At 72.0% G+C, this 15,752-nt stretch carries 14 protein-coding genes; 1 reads left to right on the top strand and 13 read right to left on the bottom strand.

Going from position 1 to position 15,752, the window contains the following annotated elements; translation table 11 throughout:
- Positions 1-40: 40 nt before the first annotated feature.
- The 7 genes from OHT77_RS24905 to bldG all read right to left on the bottom strand — a co-directional run bounded on the left by OHT77_RS24905 (position 41) and on the right by bldG (position 8,629).
- Complete coding sequence (locus OHT77_RS24905; RefSeq protein WP_266769886.1) at positions 41-238, bottom strand: hypothetical protein; 198 nt, start codon at positions 236-238, stop codon at positions 41-43.
- A gap of 95 nt (positions 239-333) precedes the next feature.
- Positions 334-1,227 (bottom strand): septum formation family protein, encoded by an 894-nt coding sequence (locus OHT77_RS24900; RefSeq protein ID WP_328830693.1) that lies wholly within the window; start codon positions 1,225-1,227, stop codon positions 334-336.
- A 1,310-nt stretch (positions 1,228-2,537) separates the two neighbouring features.
- The gene (locus OHT77_RS24895) at positions 2,538-4,058 is read right to left on the bottom strand and encodes a DUF7059 domain-containing protein (RefSeq protein WP_328830692.1); all 1,521 of its coding nucleotides are present in this window, start codon (positions 4,056-4,058) and stop codon (positions 2,538-2,540) included.
- Between the two features lie 181 nt (positions 4,059-4,239).
- Positions 4,240-4,836, bottom strand: a complete 597-nt coding sequence (locus OHT77_RS24890; protein ID WP_266769890.1) for a small secreted protein — start codon at positions 4,834-4,836, stop codon at positions 4,240-4,242.
- Between the two features lie 195 nt (positions 4,837-5,031).
- Entirely contained in the window at positions 5,032-7,443 is a 2,412-nt protein-coding gene (locus OHT77_RS24885; protein ID WP_328830691.1) for a sodium-translocating pyrophosphatase, read from the bottom strand.
- Positions 7,444-7,731: 288 nt separating this feature from the next.
- The gene (locus OHT77_RS24880) at positions 7,732-8,169 is read right to left on the bottom strand and encodes an ATP-binding protein (RefSeq protein WP_328830690.1); all 438 of its coding nucleotides are present in this window, start codon (positions 8,167-8,169) and stop codon (positions 7,732-7,734) included.
- A 118-nt stretch (positions 8,170-8,287) separates the two neighbouring features.
- Positions 8,288-8,629, bottom strand: coding sequence for an anti-sigma factor antagonist BldG (gene bldG / locus OHT77_RS24875; protein WP_003975386.1), 342 nt, complete (start codon positions 8,627-8,629; stop codon positions 8,288-8,290).
- A gap of 80 nt (positions 8,630-8,709) precedes the next feature.
- On the opposite strand from bldG, the gene OHT77_RS24870 reads away from it, so the two are divergent.
- Entirely contained in the window at positions 8,710-11,220 is a 2,511-nt protein-coding gene (locus OHT77_RS24870; protein ID WP_328830689.1) for a DEAD/DEAH box helicase, read from the top strand.
- Positions 11,221-11,399: 179 nt separating this feature from the next.
- Here OHT77_RS24870 and OHT77_RS24865 read toward each other — a convergent pair whose 3' ends face one another.
- The 6 genes from OHT77_RS24865 to OHT77_RS24840 all read right to left on the bottom strand — a co-directional run bounded on the left by OHT77_RS24865 (position 11,400) and on the right by OHT77_RS24840 (position 15,654).
- On the bottom strand, positions 11,400-11,816 hold the full coding sequence (locus tag OHT77_RS24865) for an Rv3654c family TadE-like protein (protein ID WP_443048216.1): 417 nt from the start codon (positions 11,814-11,816) through the stop codon (positions 11,400-11,402).
- A 26-nt stretch (positions 11,817-11,842) separates the two neighbouring features.
- Entirely contained in the window at positions 11,843-12,220 is a 378-nt protein-coding gene (locus OHT77_RS24860) for a TadE family type IV pilus minor pilin (RefSeq protein ID WP_328830688.1), read from the bottom strand.
- Complete coding sequence (locus OHT77_RS24855; RefSeq protein ID WP_328830687.1) at positions 12,207-12,440, bottom strand: DUF4244 domain-containing protein; 234 nt, start codon at positions 12,438-12,440, stop codon at positions 12,207-12,209. The genes OHT77_RS24860 and OHT77_RS24855 overlap by 14 nt, the downstream gene beginning before the upstream one ends.
- A gap of 84 nt (positions 12,441-12,524) precedes the next feature.
- On the bottom strand, positions 12,525-13,454 hold the full coding sequence (locus OHT77_RS24850; RefSeq protein ID WP_328830686.1) for a type II secretion system F family protein: 930 nt from the start codon (positions 13,452-13,454) through the stop codon (positions 12,525-12,527).
- A 71-nt stretch (positions 13,455-13,525) separates the two neighbouring features.
- Entirely contained in the window at positions 13,526-14,386 is an 861-nt protein-coding gene (locus OHT77_RS24845; protein WP_328830685.1) for a type II secretion system F family protein, read from the bottom strand.
- Between the two features lie 110 nt (positions 14,387-14,496).
- Positions 14,497-15,654 carry a TadA family conjugal transfer-associated ATPase gene (locus OHT77_RS24840; RefSeq protein ID WP_328830684.1) on the bottom strand — a complete coding sequence of 386 codons (1,158 nt, stop codon included), beginning with the start codon at positions 15,652-15,654 and terminating at the stop codon, positions 14,497-14,499.
- Positions 15,655-15,752 lie beyond the last annotated feature (98 nt).

Here is a 15,752-nt window from a genome sequence, read left to right as displayed (position 1 = left end):
CGGTCCGCCGACGGTCCGTGCCGCGGCTACGGCGCGCTGCTCAGACGTGCAGGAAGCACCAGGTGCCGAGGAGGAGGGCGGCGACCGCGGCGAGGCTCGCGAGGGTCGCCGATGCGACCGGGTTCACACCCTGGGCGACGGGTTCGCGGTGCCGGACCCTGACCACGGTCCACAGCAGCAGCGCGCCTCCGAACAGGGCGAACACCAACCCCGCGAAGATCGCAGGCCCGCTCTCCATGCGTGTCCCCTCCCGGCCGGATGCCCCGGTCCCGGAGGCTGGCACCTGCGGGCGACGGGCGGGCCAACCCCGGGTGAACTCGCGGCGGACAGCCCTCAGGGGGTCGTGCCGGAGGACGATATCGCGCCGGTCGTCCGGGAGCGGTCGGCCTTCCCCACGGTGCACACGACGGAGTCGAAACCGGCCTTCCAATTGCTCTCGTCGGACAGATACCCGAAGACGGAACGGTCGGATCCGGGTGCCCAAGTCGACTCGAACCTGTTGCCGCACAGCGTGTTCGCCCGCCGCAGCGCGTCCTGGAACGCCATCGCCTTCGGGGCGGTCACCGAACCGATCACCTGGTCGGTGTGCTGATCGGCACAGTCGGTCAGGGTCGCGGTGAAGTACGTCGTGTGATCGACGTACAGCCAGCAGTCGCCGACGCTCATCTCGGTGGTCCACACGTTTGACCCAGGGCTCCGGAAGCGACCTATCGCGCCACCGATCGGCGCGTGCCTGCCGAGCACGAGACACGCGGTACCGCCCCGGGCGGCCCCGAAGCCGGCCTCGGTCGGGGTGAGCGCGTAGACACCCGCGTCGGCCAGCGCCCCGGCCACCCCCTTCACGTCACCCGCACACCGCTCGCCCCCGTGATCCCGCGCATCGCCGAAGTCCTTCGCCGCGACAACAGCCATCACCTGCCCGTCCGGAACGCCATGCGCACAGCTCACAACCCCGAGCCTGGGCCGCGACGCGAACGGGGTCCCGGTCCACACGGCCCGCACGCAATCACCGGTCCGCAGCGGCGACTTGAGCCCGACGTCGGCGCCGTACGGGTAGCCGGCCCCGGCGCTGGCCCCGCCCCCGGATGACGACGACGCGCTCGGCGACGCCTTCTTCGTCGCCGCCGTGTGCTTGGCGCCGCTGCTCAATGCGGTCACGGCCCAGACACCGGCGACGACTACGAGGGCGACGGCCACGACGAGGACGAGGACCCCGACGACCGGCATCCGCCGCCGCTGGCCGCCATGTGCCGGTCCGCCGGTGAGGGGCCCCGGTCCACCGGGATGTGTCGGGCGCTGGACGCCTGCGTATGGGGGTGTCTGCGCGGGGCCCTGGTGGGGGTGTGGCTGGGGGCTCTGGTGGGGGTCTGGCTGGGGGCCCTGGTAGGGGTTCGGCCGGGGGCCCTGGCGAGGGTTCGGCTCGGTGCTCTGATGGGCGGCCGGGTGGGGTTCCGGATAGGGCGGCTCATTGGGCGTCGTGGGGGTGCTCGCGTAGGGGTTCCATTCGCCGTGCGGGGTGTGCTTGAGCGGGCTGGGGTGGCTTTGTGGGGAGTACGGGGAGGGGGCGGGGGGTGGGGAGTTGGGGGTTGGTGGGGTGGCCGACGTGGGCGGGATGTCGTACGGAATCTGCGGGATGCCCGGGGTGCGGGAGATACCGGAGGTGCTCGGAGCGTGCGGGGCGTGCGGGGCGTGCGGGGCGTGCGGGGTGTGCGGAACCTGCGTGATGCCCGGCGTGGGCGAGGTCCGCGGAGTGCCGGGGTTGTGCGGGATACCCGGAGCGTCGGGGGCGCTCGGCGCCTCCGGCGTTCCTAAGACCTCCGGGGTCCCTGGCGTCTGCGGGCTGCCCGGAGTGGGGCGACCTGCGGGCGTGAAGCCGCCGAGGACCGATGCGGACCGGTCCCCGTGCGGCGCCGGGTCCTGGTGGGTGGCCCCGGGCCCTCCCGAGGTCCGCGGAGCGTAGGGGCCGCCAACGTAGGGACCGCCCAGCGCGTATCCGGGCGCCCCGTCCGGGAGTTGACGCCGGGACGCACCGGGAAGTTGGCCTCGCACCCCTCCCGGGAGTCGGCCTTGCGCCCCGCCCGGAGCTTGCCCTTGAGGCCCACTCTCCACATGGCCGGACTGATCACTCTCGACGTTGCCGGGTGAGCCGCCCTCGGCATCGCGGTCAGGACCACTCCCCGAGTAACCACTCCCACCCTGACCGGGCGTACCCCCTGCCATGACGCCTCCACCGAGACGGCGCGCCTCCCCCGAGGACGCGTGGAACCTGTCACCGAAGGTAGCCCCGCCCCCGCCACTGACAAGAGGTCTTTTCCACAGCGGATCCGAATAATCACACCGGATACGGACACACACGACTCACGGGCACGAACAGGCCCACGCGCGACGCCGGGCCCCACGCGTGACACCGGGCCGCGCAGCGTACGACGCCCACCAGGCCAGCCCACGCACGACACCCACCGACCCGGCTCCCGTACACCGCCCCCCAACCCGGCCCCGCCTCCGCCCCCTCAAGCGCGCCCCCCCCACCACCCCGCTCAACCAACCGGCTCCAAAAACCCCTGCTCCACCAGCAACCGAATCTGCGCAGGCGTCCGATCCCGGAGCAATACCGGGTCCTCGCCCACGAGTTGGGCGATCGCGTCCAGGATCCGCCCCGCGCTCATCGTGCCGTCGCAGACGCCCGCGAAACCCGCGCCGACCGTGTCGACCTTGGTCGCGCGCCGCATCCCCCGGTGCTGGCGCAGCACGACGTGTTCGGGGTCCTCCGCGCCGGGCAGCCCGACCTGTTCCTGGATGATCTCGGGGGCGAGCCTGAAGTGGGCGGCGAGCAGGGCCGCGTCGTCATGGGTGCGCAGATAGTCGACCCGGTCGAAGTGCTCCCGCACGGCGTCCCCGAGCGGCTGCTCGACCGGGTGCGGCCACTCCTCGACGGTGATCGAGGGCGCGTCGGAGTCCGTCCTGCGCAGGGTGATCCAGCCGAAGCCCACAGCCTTGACCTTGCGCGCCTCGAACTCGTCGAGCCAGGCGTCGTAGAGCGCCTCGTACGCGGCCGTGTCGCCCCGGTGGTCGCCCGCGTCCCTGAGCCACAACTCGGCGTACTGCGTGACGTCCTGGACCTCGCGCTGCACGATCCAGGCGTCGCACCCGCGCGGCACCCACGAGCGCAGCCGGTCCTGCCAGTCCTCCCCCTCCACGTGCTGCCAGTTGGCGAGGAACTGTGCGAATCCGCCCTCGCGCAGCCGCTCCCCCGACTGCTGAACGAGCGACCGGCACAGATCGTCCCCGCCCATCCCGCCGTCGCGGTACGTCAGCCGCGCACCCGGCGAGATCACGAACGGCGGGTTGGACACGATGAGTTCGTACGTCTCGTCTTCCCGGACCGGCTCGAAGAGCGAGCCCTCGCGGAGGTCGGCGGCCTGCGCGCCGGACAGCGCGAGGGTGAGCGCGGTGATGTGCAGGGCACGGGGGTTGAGATCGGTGGCCGTCACGCGCGTGGCGTGCCGGGACGCGTGCAGCGCCTGGATGCCGGACCCGGTGCCGAGGTCGAGCGCGGCGGAGACCGGTGTCCGTACGGTGATCCCGGCGAGCGTGGTGGACGCGCCGCCCACTCCGAGGACGACGCCTTCCTCCCGGCTGCCGATCCCACCGGCCCCGCCGACCGCGCATCCCAGGTCGGACACGATGAACCAGTCTTCGCCGTCGGGGCCGCCGTAGGGCCGTACGTCCACGGTCGCGGCGACCTCGTCGGTGCCCACGGAGACCAGCCAACCGCTCTCCAGGCATGCGGCGACGGGCAGGACGTCGGCCACGCGTGCGTGCGGCACGGGCTGCTGGAGGAGGAACAGCCGGACCAGGGTCTCCAGCGGGGTGTCGCCTCTGGTCGCCCGGAGCGCCGGCACGGTCTCGCTGCGGGCGAGCGCCGTGTAGGCGGGGGCGCCGAGCAGTTCGAGCAGTCCGTCGGCGGTGAAGGCGGCGCCGAGCAGGGCGTCCCGGAGCCGGGCGGCGACCTCCGGGCGGTCGGATGCGGGCAGGGCGGGGAGGCTGGAGTTACTCACACGCCCATTGTGGCCGCTCCCACCGACACCGCGTCCGGCACCGGCCGACAACCGCCCCCCGCACAGCCGAAGGCCCCGGCACGCACGCGTACCGGGGCATCTTTCAGCACCTGAAAGATCGCTGCCTACAGGAGGCTGCCCACGGGAGACGTCCTACAGGGATGCCATTTCCCGGGCCGGGTCAGGCCGCCGACGACGAAGCCACCGGCGTCGCCGTCTTGCACGCCTCCTGCTTGGTCATCGCCTTGCCGACGTCGCCCTCTTCGAGGGTCTTCAGCGCGTCGTTCCCGCTCGTGCTGAGCTTGTCCAGGGAGGTCGCGATGTCCTTGAGGCCGTCCGCGAACTTCGCCTGGTCCTTGGTGTTCAGCGCGTCCACCTGCGTCTTCAGGGTGGCGTACGACGTGGAGATGTCGTTGAGCTCCTTGACGGCGTCCTGCTGCTTCTTCGCGCCGTTGTCGACGTCCGGCGCGCCGGCGGTGTTCACGGCGGCCCCGATCGCCTTGTAGGCGTCGGACATGTCCTGGAAGGCCTGCGAGTCGGTCTTCTGGACCTCTTCCGGGGTGCTGTTGTCCGAGGTCTCCTTCTGGATCGCCGTGTTGGCGGCCTCGATCTTCTTCGCCTGCGGCTGTACCGCGACGCAGACCTGCTTGGCCCAGGAGTCCAGCTTGGCGTCGCTGTCGTCGCCGCTGCCGCCGCATCCCGACAGCCCCAGTACCAGTACCGCACCGCCGGACAGTGCGAGCGCAAGCTTCTTGTTCACCGGATCGGTCCCTTCCATGGCTCTCGGCCCCGGAACATACACGGCGGACGGGCCGCACCTCCGGGCCCAAGGTCCGATAGGAGACTTTTTGGGACCATTTGCACCAAGCGAGAGAAGGCTCACGGCGAGGTACTGAACACAGCGGAAACGGGCGGGCGGCGCCCACAACTCGCGCCACCCGCCCGCCCGTTGAGCCGAGCCCCGCAGGACCCCCTACGAAACGACGGCCGGGTCCGGCGACTTGGCCGACCGGTCGCTGCCGTCCCCGTCGCCGTCTCCCACGGCGATCCCGCGCCGCTTGGAGATGTACACGGAGACGGCGATCACGAGGAACGCGAGCACCGAGATCGTGATGCGCACCCCGATGTTCTTGTCGTCGCCGTAGCTGAACTTGATGACCGCGGGCGCGATGAGGAGCGCGACGAGGTTCATCACCTTCAGCAGCGGGTTGATGGCCGGGCCCGCGGTGTCCTTGAACGGGTCGCCGACCGTGTCGCCGATCACCGTGGCGGCATGGGCCTCGCTGCCCTTGCCGCCGTGGTTGCCGTCCTCGACGAGTTTCTTCGCGTTGTCCCAGGCACCGCCCGAGTTCGCGAGGAAGACCGCCATCAGCGTGCCGGTGCCGATCGCGCCCGCGAGGAACGAGCCGAGCGCGCCGACGCCGAGCGTGAACCCGACGGCGATCGGCGTGAGCACGGCGAGCAGACCGGGTGTGGCCAGCTCACGCAGCGCGTCCTTGGTGCAGATGTCGACGACGCGGCCGTACTCCGGTGTCTCGGTGTAGTCCATGATCCCCGGGTGTTCGCGGAACTGCCGCCGCACCTCGTAGACCACGGCCCCCGCGGACCGCGAGACGGCGTTGATCGCCAGCCCCGAGAAGAGGAAGACGACCGCGGCGCCGACGATGAGCCCGACCAGGTTGTTGGGCTGGGAGATGTCCATCATCAGGTTGAGTGGCGCGCCCGGTCCCGAGACCTTCTCGCCGACGTCGTTGGCGGCGGTCACGATCGCGTCCCGGTACGACCCGAAGAGCGCCGACGCCGCCAGGACGGCGGTGGCGATGGCGATGCCCTTCGTGATGGCCTTGGTGGTGTTGCCCACCGCGTCCAGGTTGGTGAGCACCTGCGCGCCCGCGCCCTCGACGTCACCGGACATCTCGGCGATGCCCTGCGCGTTGTCGGAGACCGGCCCGAAGGTGTCCATGGCCACGATCACGCCGACCGTGGTGAGCAGCCCCGTACCGGCCAGCGCCACCGCGAACAGCGCCAGCATGATCGAGGCGCCGCCGAGCAGGAACGCACCGTAGACCGCGAGACCGATCAACAGGGCGGTGTAGACGGCCGATTCGAGGCCCAGCGAGATCCCGGCGAGGATGACGGTGGCAGGACCGGTGAGCGAGGTCTTGCCGATGTCCATCACGGGACGGCGGTTGGTCTCCGTGAAGTAGCCGGTCAGCTGCTGGATCAGCGCGGCGAGCACGATGCCGATGGCCACGGCGACGAGCGCGAGGATCCGCGGATCGCCGTCCTTGGCCTTGATCGCCGCGTCGGTGACGCCGTCAAGATCGCCGTACGACGACGGCAGGTAGACGAAGACCGCGACCGCCACCAGCACGAGCGAGATCACCGCGGAGATGAAGAACCCCCGGTTGATCGCGGACATGCCGCTGCGGTCGGTCCGGCGTGGCGCCACCGCGAAGATGCCGATCATGGCGGTGATCACACCGATCGCCGGCACGAGCAGCGGGAAGGCGAGCCCGGAGTCGCCGAAGGCCGCCTTGCCGAGGATCAGCGCGGCGACCAGCGTCACGGCGTACGACTCGAAGAGGTCGGCCGCCATGCCCGCGCAGTCGCCGACGTTGTCGCCCACGTTGTCGGCGATGGTCGCGGCGTTGCGCGGGTCGTCCTCCGGGATGCCCTTCTCGACCTTGCCGACCAGGTCGGCGCCGACGTCGGCGGCCTTGGTGAAGATGCCGCCGCCGACACGCATGAACATGGCGATGAGGGCGGCACCGAGGCCGAATCCCTCCAGCACCTTGGGCGCGTCGGCCGCGTACACCAGCACCACGCACGAGGCGCCCAGCAGACCGAGCCCCACCGTGAACATGCCGACGACGCCGCCCGTGCGGAAAGCGATCTTCATTGCTTTGTGCGAGACGGCGGTGAGATCCTTTTCCGGCTCACCCTCCGCCGGGGTCGCTTCCCGGGCCGCCGCGGCGACACGGACATTACTGCGTACGGCGAGCCACATGCCGATATAGCCGGTGGTCGCCGAGAACACCGCGCCGATCAGGAAGAAGATCGACCGTCCGGCGCGCTGATTCCAGTCGTCCGCGGGAAGCAGCAGAAGCAGGAAGAAAACGATCACGGCGAATACGCCGACCGTGCGCAACTGCCGTCCCAGATAGGCGTTGGCGCCCTCCTGGACCGCTGCCGCGATCTTCTTCATGCTGTCGGTGCCCTCACCGGCCGCGAGCACCTCGCGGACCAGGATGCCCGCGACCACGAGCGCGGCCAGCGCCACGAGGCCGATCACCATCACGAGGATGCGGTTGTCGTCGGTCAGAACTGCGGCTGCGAAGGTTGTGGGGTGGTCAAACTGCTGAGGGGTAGAAAGCCCCGCCATTCGTCCTCCTTGACGCCTGTGCTGAGCTCAAGATGTGGACGGATTGTAGGTACCGGAACCTGATCAAAACAGAGCGCGGCAAACGGAATTGGCCTTCGCATAGTAATGCCTTAAAAGCATTGGTGCTTGATCAAATTATCGGGGCGCCCGGCTGCATTGATCGTGAATTCATTCACGAATTCGGTCGCGCCGGGGATACGCCAGGGAACACACCCCGGCCACCCTCACCCGGAAATGCCGAAGGGCCCTGCTCAGCAGGGCCCTTCGGCTGTGAACGTGCGGCGGGTCTCAGGAAAGCGTCGTGGCCGGCGGTGTCGTCGGCCAGGTCATACGGATCGAGCCGCCGTGCTCTCCGGCGGTGACCTCGACGTCGTCGACGAGCCCGCTGATGACAGCGAGGCCCATCTCGTCCTCCTCGGTCTCCGCGTCCGGATCGGAGCCCAGCGCCCCGGGCGCCTTGTCGCCGGGGGCCGAGCGCGGTGCCTCGTCGCCGACCTCGATGGAGAACTGCTTCTCCTCCTCGATCAGCAGCACCTTCACCGGGGCGGTGATCCCGCTGCTCTGGTGCAGCCCGACGGCGCGGGTGCAGGCCTCGCCGACGGCGAGTCTGACCTCGTCGAGTACGGCCTCGTCCACTCCGGCCCTGCGCGCCACCGCTGCCGCCACCAGACGGGCGGTCCTGACGTGCTCGGGCAGCGCGCTGAAGCGGAGTTCAACGGTGGCCATGCATCCCCCTCGGGACTACGGGCGTGCTGTCGGAGGGCCGGGCCGCCGAAAGCCCGGTCCACCGGTCGTCTATACGGCCGATCGGGGAGCGGTCACACGCCGCTCCCTGAACGGTCGGTCAGTCGGTGGCCGCCACCGCTTCCTCGACCGAGGTGTGAATCGGGAACACCTTGGTGAGGCCGGTGATACGGAAGATCTTCAGAATGCGCTCCTGGTTGCAGACCAGGCGCAGCGAGCCCTCGTGGGCACGCACCCGCTTCAGGCCGCCGACCAGCACACCGAGCCCGGTGGAGTCGAGGAAGTCGACTCCCTCCATGTCCACGACGAGGTGGAAACTCCCGTCGTTCACCAGCTCGACCAGCTGTTCGCGCAACTTGGGCGCGGTATATACGTCGATTTCGCCACCGACCTCGACGACCGTACGATCGCCGACGGTACGGGTCGACAGGGACAGGTCCACGGATCCTCCAGCACCTTGCTATCGAGCGGTCATCCCATGGGACACCTCGGCAGAGCCCCCAGGACGGTTCGCCAGCCGCGATGGCATTCAATCACTTACCGCAGGGCGTGCACGACGCCTTGGCTCCATTGTCCGTCACGCCAGTGACACACTCGGTGCCGATGGCCAAGAATCAGCGAACCGATCGACCCTCGGCGGACCCCGTGTCCGGCCTCTCGCCGAGCACGGTTCTGGACCGGCTGGCGTCGGGACCGAGCCGGGCTTCGCGCATCACTCATACGGAGCACTTGCCCCCACGTGCGGGCCGCCATGCCGTCTGGCCTGACCGGATTCGCGCGGAGGTGATCGCCACCGTCCAGGAAGCCGGTGTCGAACACCCCTGGGCCCACCAGGCACAGGCGGCCGAGCACGCCCTGGACGGCGAGTCAGTGATCGTTGCCACAGGCACCGCCTCGGGCAAGTCGCTGGCTTATCTGGTACCGGTCCTCTCGACGCTCCTGGACGGCTCCGAGGCGCCGAACGGCCGCGGCGCCACCGCGCTCTACCTCGCGCCCACGAAAGCCCTGGCCGCCGACCAGCTCCGTTCCGTGAAGGAACTTTCACAACCGCTGGGCAATGCCGTTCGCCCGGCCGTGTACGACGGCGACACTCCGTTCGAGGAACGCGAGTGGGTCCGCCAGTACGCCAACTACGTCCTGACCAACCCCGACATGCTCCACCGCGGCATATTGCCCTCGCACCCGCGCTGGTCCTCCTTCCTGAAATCCCTGAAGTACGTCGTCATCGACGAGTGCCACACCTACCGGGGCGTCTTCGGCTCCCACGTCGCCCAGGTCCTACGCCGCCTGCGCCGCCTCTGCGCCCGCTACGGCTCCTCCCCCGTCTTCCTCCTCGCCTCCGCCACCGCCGCCGAGCCCTCGGTCGCCGCCCGCCGCCTCACCGGCCTCCCGGTCGTCGAGGTCGCCGACGACGCCTCACCGCGCGGCGAACTGGTGTTCGCCCTCTGGGAGCCCCCGCTCACCGAGCTCCACGGCGAGAAGGGCGCCCCGGTCCGCCGCACGGCCACCGCCGAGACCGCCGACCTGCTGACCGACCTCGCCGTCCAGGGCGTCCGCTCGGTGGCCTTCGTACGCTCACGGAGGGGCGCCGAGCTGATCGCGCTGATCGCCCAGGAACGCCTCGCCGAGGTCGACCGCTCGCTGGCCCGGCGGGTCGCCGCCTACCGCGGCGGCTACCTCCCCGAGGAACGCCGAGCCCTCGAACGCGCCCTCCACTCCGGCGAGTTGCTCGGCCTCGCCGCCACCACCGCCCTCGAACTCGGCATCGACGTCTCCGGGTTGGACGCCGTCCTGATCGCCGGCTACCCCGGCACCCGCGCCTCCCTGTGGCAGCAGGCGGGCCGCGCCGGACGCTCCGGCCGGGGCGCGCTCGCGATCCTGATCGCCCGCGACGACCCCCTGGACACCTTCCTCGTCCACCACCCTGAGGCCCTCTTCGACCAGCCGGTCGAGTCCACGGTCCTGGACCCGGACAACCCCTACGTCCTGGCCCCCCACCTGTGCGCGGCGGCGGCCGAACTCCCGCTCACCGAAGAGGACCTGGACCTCTTCGGCCCGGCGACGGCGGACCTGCTGCCGCAGCTGGAGGCCGCGAAGCTGCTCCGCCGCCGGGCGAAGGCCTGGCACTGGACCCGCCGCGAACGCGCCGCCGACCTCACCGACATCCGCGGCGGGGGCGGCCGCCCGGTCCAGGTCGTCGAGAACGGCACCGGCCGCCTCCTGGGCACGGTCGACGAGGCCGCCTCCCACGCGTCCGTCCACGAGGGCGCGGTCCACCTCCACCAGGGCCGCACATACCTGGTGCGCACCCTTGACCTGGAGGACTCGGTGGCCCTGGTCGAGGAGGCCAACCCGCCCTACTCGACGGTCGCCCGCGACACCACGGCGATCTCCGTCCTGGAGACGGACGTCGAAGTCCCGTGGGGCCAGGGCCGGTTGTGCTACGGCTCCGTCGAAGTCACCAACCAGGTCGTCTCCTTCCTCCGCCGACGTGTCATCACCGGAGAGGTCCTCGGCGAGTCCAAACTCGACCTCCCCCCGCGCACCCTCCGCACCCGCGCCGTCTGGTGGACGGTCACGGAGGACCAGCTCGACGCCGCCCGCATCAACCCCGAGATCCTCGGCGGCGCCCTCCACGCCGCCGAACACGCCTCGATCGGCATGCTCCCCCTCTTCGCCACCTGCGACCGCTGGGACATCGGCGGCGTCTCCGTCCCCCTGCACCCGGACACCCTGCTCCCCACGGTCTTCGTCTACGACGGCCACCCGGGCGGTGCGGGCTTCGCGGAACGCGCCTTCCACACGGCCCCCGCCTGGCTCACCGCCACCCGCGAGGCCATCGCCTCCTGCGAGTGCGACGCCGGCTGCCCGTCGTGCATCCAGTCCCCCAAGTGCGGCAACGGCAACGAGCCGCTGCACAAGCGGGGAGCCGTGCGGTTGCTCGTGGAGTTGTTGCGAGGGGTGCCGGACGGGGCCGGGGAGATACCAGGGGATGTGTCAGGGGCCCCTGGAGAGAGGGTGGGCGGGGTGTGACGGGCCGCCCGGCACGGCGGGGCCACGACGCCGCACGGCATCGGTAGGCGGCGGCTCAGGGCGCCGGTGGTGCGGGTGCGGAGGCCGAGGGTTCGGGTGCGGAGGCCGCACGTGCGGGTGCGGAAGCCGCAGGTGCCGGTATCGACGCTCCAGGGGTGACGCAGGCGCCGGTCGACGGCTCAGGGCACCGATGACGGGGCCGGCGCCGGCAGTCCGGGCACCGGGGGCGCCACCGGCCCCGCAGGTCCCGCCCGTGACCTCACCTCCGTCGCGAACGGTCCCCCGCCCGCCGACGCCGTCACGTCCGACGTCTCGCCCACGATCACGCACCGCACCAGCCGGATCCCCTGCGCCCGCGCCACCCGCTCCGCCCGGGCGCAGGCCCCCGCACCGCCCTCGGCCCAGTGGTCGGCCGCCGCAAGCGCCGCGAGATCCGCACCGCCGGCCGCACGGTGCCGGGCCACGACGGCCTGCCCCAAGGCCAGCACGACCCCGAACACGACACACATCACGGCCATCCCGCCAAGACTCCACACGGTGGCGGACCCGCGATCCGAGCCCCGGGATCTCCAACGCCGGCCCAGCGCCCGCAGCACACACCGCCCCGCCCCGATCCGCCGCCTCACGGCCCCGCCCTCCCCTCGCCCACCGTCTCCTCCGCCAACGCCACGGCCTCCTCCCGCACTTCGAAGGGCAGCCCGCTCAACACCGGCGGTTTCGCGACGACGACCACATGGACCTGGTCGCCCTCCCGGCCGACGGTGACCTTCGCGCCGCGCGGTGCCGTGTCCCGGACCACCTGGACGACCGCCTCGGCCGGGTCCTGCCGAGCCGCCGCCCGGGCGCCCGAACGGGCCGCGTCCACGCACTGGATCTGCGCGGCCACCACCAACAGCCCCCACACCAGCGCCATCGCGAACATCACCAGCACCGGCAGCACCACGGCCGCCTCCGCCGTCACGAACCCCCGGTCCCCGCCCCGGCCTTCACACCTGCGCATCGAGAGCCCGCTTCACGATGCTCTGCAACTCCTCGCTGACCACCCCGCTGGTCACCACCTTGTAGAGCACCACCGCGAACGCCACCGCCGCGACCAGCCCCATCGCGTACTCGGCGGTCGCCATCCCCGCGTCCCGACGCGCAGCCGCACCCCACCTCGCCCGCACCGCTCGCACACCCCGTACCGCCACTGCCTGCATCGCCTGCACTGCCTTGTACATCTCAACCCCCGTGAGGTTCTTGTCAGTTCACTTGCTTGCTAGGTCGTCGTTCGTCGTACGTCCGTCACCGCCGCGCTCCGCCCGTCAGTCACCACCCCCTCCCACCGCTCCGCCCGCGAGCCCGATCACCACGGGCAGTACGCCGACCGCGATGAACGCGGGCAGGAAGCACAGCCCCACCGGCGCGGTGATCAGAACGGCCGCCCGCCGCGCCCGTGCCGTCGCGGTACGGGTCCAGTCGGCACGAGCCTCCGCCGCGAGCCGCGCGACCGGTCCGGCGGCGGGGAGCCCCGACTCGTCGGCCCGCTCGAGCAACCGGGCCAGCGGTCCCGCACCCGGAAGCGCGGCCAACCTCCGCCAGGCATCGGCCGGTTCGCCACCGAGCCGCACCTCCGCCGCGGCCCGCGCCAGCCGTTCTCCCACGGGCCCTGCGAGCGCCTCCCCCACCGCCTGGGAGGCGATCACCGGCGAGGCACCGGCGGCGATGCAGGCGGCCAGCAGATCGGCGGCAAGGGGGAGTTGGCGGGCGGCGGTGGCGGCATCGCGCTCGGCGCCGGTGTCGCCGGCCACCTGCCGTCGCCGCCATTGCCACAGCCCACCGGCGACGACCCCGCCGACCACGACCCCGACAACCCCGCCGACCACCACCCACCCGGCCCCCACCACACCGGCCACGGGCAACCACCGCCGGGCAACGTCCCGAGCCCCGAAGCGCGGCCCACCAGACGCACCTTCCGGAACCTCGCGGGCTTCCCGACCTCCTCGGGATCCCGACGCTCCCCGGATGCCGAGCGCTCCCTGGATTCCCCGCGCCCCCTGGATTCCGAGTGGTCCCCGGCCCTCGCGAACTTCCCGGACTTGCCGCGCTTCCCGCACCTCCCGAAGCAGCAGCCCAGCCAGCCTCCGCCGCGCCCTCCGCTCACGCCGGACCCCCTCCAGCCACCACACGAACCACCCCACGGCCAACACCGCCCCCAGGGCCACCCCCAGCCTGTGGACAACTTCCGCGCTCATACGACCTCCCGCCTCCGACTCCGACTCCCACTCCGGCCAACTACCGCCACCGAGCCCCACCCCACCCCCGCTCACGCCGCCTCCACCCCCCGCACAATCCGCATCGCCCACCACAACCCCAGCCCCTCCAGCAACCCCCCGACCACCAGGCACCCCAACCCCGCTCCGCTGTGCAGCAGCACCCGCAACGGATCCGCCCCCATCGCCGCCCCCAGCAACAGCCCGAGCACCGGCAACCCGGCGAGCATCACCGCGGTCGCCCGAGCCCCCGCCAACTGGGCGCGCAGATCAGCCCGTTGATCCCGGTCGGCACGCAACGCCCCTTCGAGCCGGTCGAGTCCCGCCGCGAGCCCGGCCCCCTGATCCACGGCGACCCGCCAGCACGCGGCCAGTCCCAACAGCCCCTCCGCGCCCGGTTGTCGCGCCGCCGAGGTGAGCGCGCCCGGCACATCCCCGCCGAACCGTGCCGCCGCCAACACCGCGGCCTGCGCCTCACCGAGCCCACCGGAGTCCTGCGCCGCCCGCAGCAACGCCTCCCCCGGCTGCCGCCCGGCCCGCACCTCACCGGCGAGCGTCGAGCACAGCGCGATCACCGCGTCCCCGCGCACCTCCCCAGCCCGCCGTGCCTCCCCGGCGACCCGCACCCGCCGCAGCAACGGCACCCCGACCGCCCCCGCGACGACCGGAACCACCGAGGCCCCCAACACCGCGACCACCAACCCGACCCCGAGCGCCCACCACTCGACCCTCAACCGCCTCCGGATCCGCCGCAGTTCACCGAAGGCCCGCTCCCACGAGGGCGGTCCGACACCCACGCCCCCACCACCCGCGAACAGCAACTCGGCCCGCCGAGCCCCGGGTTGGCGCCCACCCATCAGCCACACCAGAACCCCGACACACACCACGACCACCCCGCCCGACACCTCACCCATGACCACTCCCACTCGCCATCACCGCGACCCGTCCCGCACTCACGCCCATCACCACTCCGCCCCACTCCCACCGCCCAACTCCCGCACCGCACCCAGCCCACCGCCCACCCCTAACCCGCCTCACCGCCACCCCGAATCAGCTCCCGCAACCGCTCCCACCCCCGCTCGTACGCGAACGCCTCCACCCCCCACCGCAGCGCCGGCACCGTCCGCACCAGCCCCGACGCGTCCCGCTCCAGGACATGCACCTCGGCGATCCGTCGCCGCCCGGCCCGGTCCCGTACGAGATGCAGGACCACCGACAGCGCGGCCGCCAACTGGCTGTGCAGCGCGGCCCGGTCGAGGCCAGCGGCCGTACCCAGGGCCTCCAGGCGGGCCGGTACGTCGGCCGCCGCGTTCGCGTGGACGGTGCCGCAGCCGCCCTCGTGGCCGGTGTTGAGCGCGGCGAGGAGGTGGATGACCTCCGGGCCGCGCACCTCGCCGACGACCAGCCGGTCCGGTCGCATCCGGAGTGCCTGGCGGACGAGGTCCTGGAGGGTGACGAGCCCGGCTCCCTCCTGGTTGGCGGGTCTGCTCTCCAGCCGTACGACGTGGGGATGGTCCGGTTTCAACTCCGCGGAGTCCTCGGCCAGTACGACCCGCTCCCCCGGTCCGACCAGTCCCAGCAGCGCGCTCAGCAACGTCGTCTTGCCGCTGCCCGTACCGCCGCTGATCAGGAACGAGAGCCGTGCCTCGATCAGCGCCCGCAGGATGCGGTCCCCGCCCGGCGGCACCGTGCCCGCAGTCACCAACTCGCCGAGCGTGAACGCGCGCGGTCGTACGACCCGCAGCGACAGGCAGGTGCAGCCGACGGCCACCGGGGGCAGCACCGCGTGCAGTCGGGTCCCGTCGGGCAGCCGGGCGTCGGCCCAGGGGCGGGCGTCGTCCAGCCGGCGTCCGGCCACCGCGGCCAGCCGCTGCGCAAGGCGGCGTACGGCTGCCGCGTCCGGGAAGGAGACGCCGGTCAGCTCCAGGCCGCCGCCCCGGTCGACCCACACCCGGTCCGGGGCCGACACGAGGACGTCGGTCACGGAGGGGTCGGCGAGCAGGGACTCCAGCGGGCCGCTGCCCACCAGCTCCGACCTCAACTGCTCGGCGGCGCCCAGCACTTCGGCGTCCCCCAGCACCCGCCCCTGCTCCCGCAGCGCCTGAGCGACCCGTGCGGGCGTCGGCTCACCCCCGCTCTCGGCCAGCCACCGGCGCACCCCGTCGAGCAGCCCCGCGGGCATCTCCGGCCCACCGCCACCCGAAGCCCAGCGCCCCGAGTCCCGCACCGGCTCAAGCCCGGCAGCCCCACCCACCGGTGCACCCGCCGAAGCACCGGCTC

This window comes from Streptomyces sp. NBC_00252 (assembly GCF_036187565.1).
Classification (GTDB): Bacteria; Actinomycetota; Actinomycetes; order Streptomycetales; family Streptomycetaceae; genus Streptomyces.
This window is presented reverse-complemented; position numbering and strand designations above follow the sequence as displayed.

What these genes read in the sequence shown, in the direction of transcription:
- OHT77_RS24905 (WP_266769886.1), bottom strand. Translation starts at nt 238, where the DNA reads ATGGAGAGCGGGCCTGCGATCTTCGCGGGGTTGGTGTTCGCCCTGTTC.
- OHT77_RS24900 (WP_328830693.1), bottom strand. Translation starts at nt 1,227, where the DNA reads ATGCCGGTCGTCGGGGTCCTCGTCCTCGTCGTGGCCGTCGCCCTCGTA.
- OHT77_RS24890 (WP_266769890.1), bottom strand. Translation starts at nt 4,836, where the DNA reads ATGGAAGGGACCGATCCGGTGAACAAGAAGCTTGCGCTCGCACTGTCC.
- OHT77_RS24885 (WP_328830691.1), bottom strand. Translation starts at nt 7,443, where the DNA reads ATGGCGGGGCTTTCTACCCCTCAGCAGTTTGACCACCCCACAACCTTC.
- OHT77_RS24880 (WP_328830690.1), bottom strand. Translation starts at nt 8,169, where the DNA reads ATGGCCACCGTTGAACTCCGCTTCAGCGCGCTGCCCGAGCACGTCAGG.
- OHT77_RS24870 (WP_328830689.1), top strand. Translation starts at nt 8,710, where the DNA reads ATGGCATTCAATCACTTACCGCAGGGCGTGCACGACGCCTTGGCTCCA.
- OHT77_RS24860 (WP_328830688.1), bottom strand. Translation starts at nt 12,220, where the DNA reads ATGCGCAGGTGTGAAGGCCGGGGCGGGGACCGGGGGTTCGTGACGGCG.
- OHT77_RS24855 (WP_328830687.1), bottom strand. Translation starts at nt 12,440, where the DNA reads ATGTACAAGGCAGTGCAGGCGATGCAGGCAGTGGCGGTACGGGGTGTG.
- OHT77_RS24850 (WP_328830686.1), bottom strand. Translation starts at nt 13,454, where the DNA reads ATGAGCGCGGAAGTTGTCCACAGGCTGGGGGTGGCCCTGGGGGCGGTG.
- OHT77_RS24845 (WP_328830685.1), bottom strand. Translation starts at nt 14,386, where the DNA reads ATGGGTGAGGTGTCGGGCGGGGTGGTCGTGGTGTGTGTCGGGGTTCTG.
- OHT77_RS24840 (WP_328830684.1), bottom strand. Translation starts at nt 15,654, where the DNA reads ATGCCCGCGGGGCTGCTCGACGGGGTGCGCCGGTGGCTGGCCGAGAGC.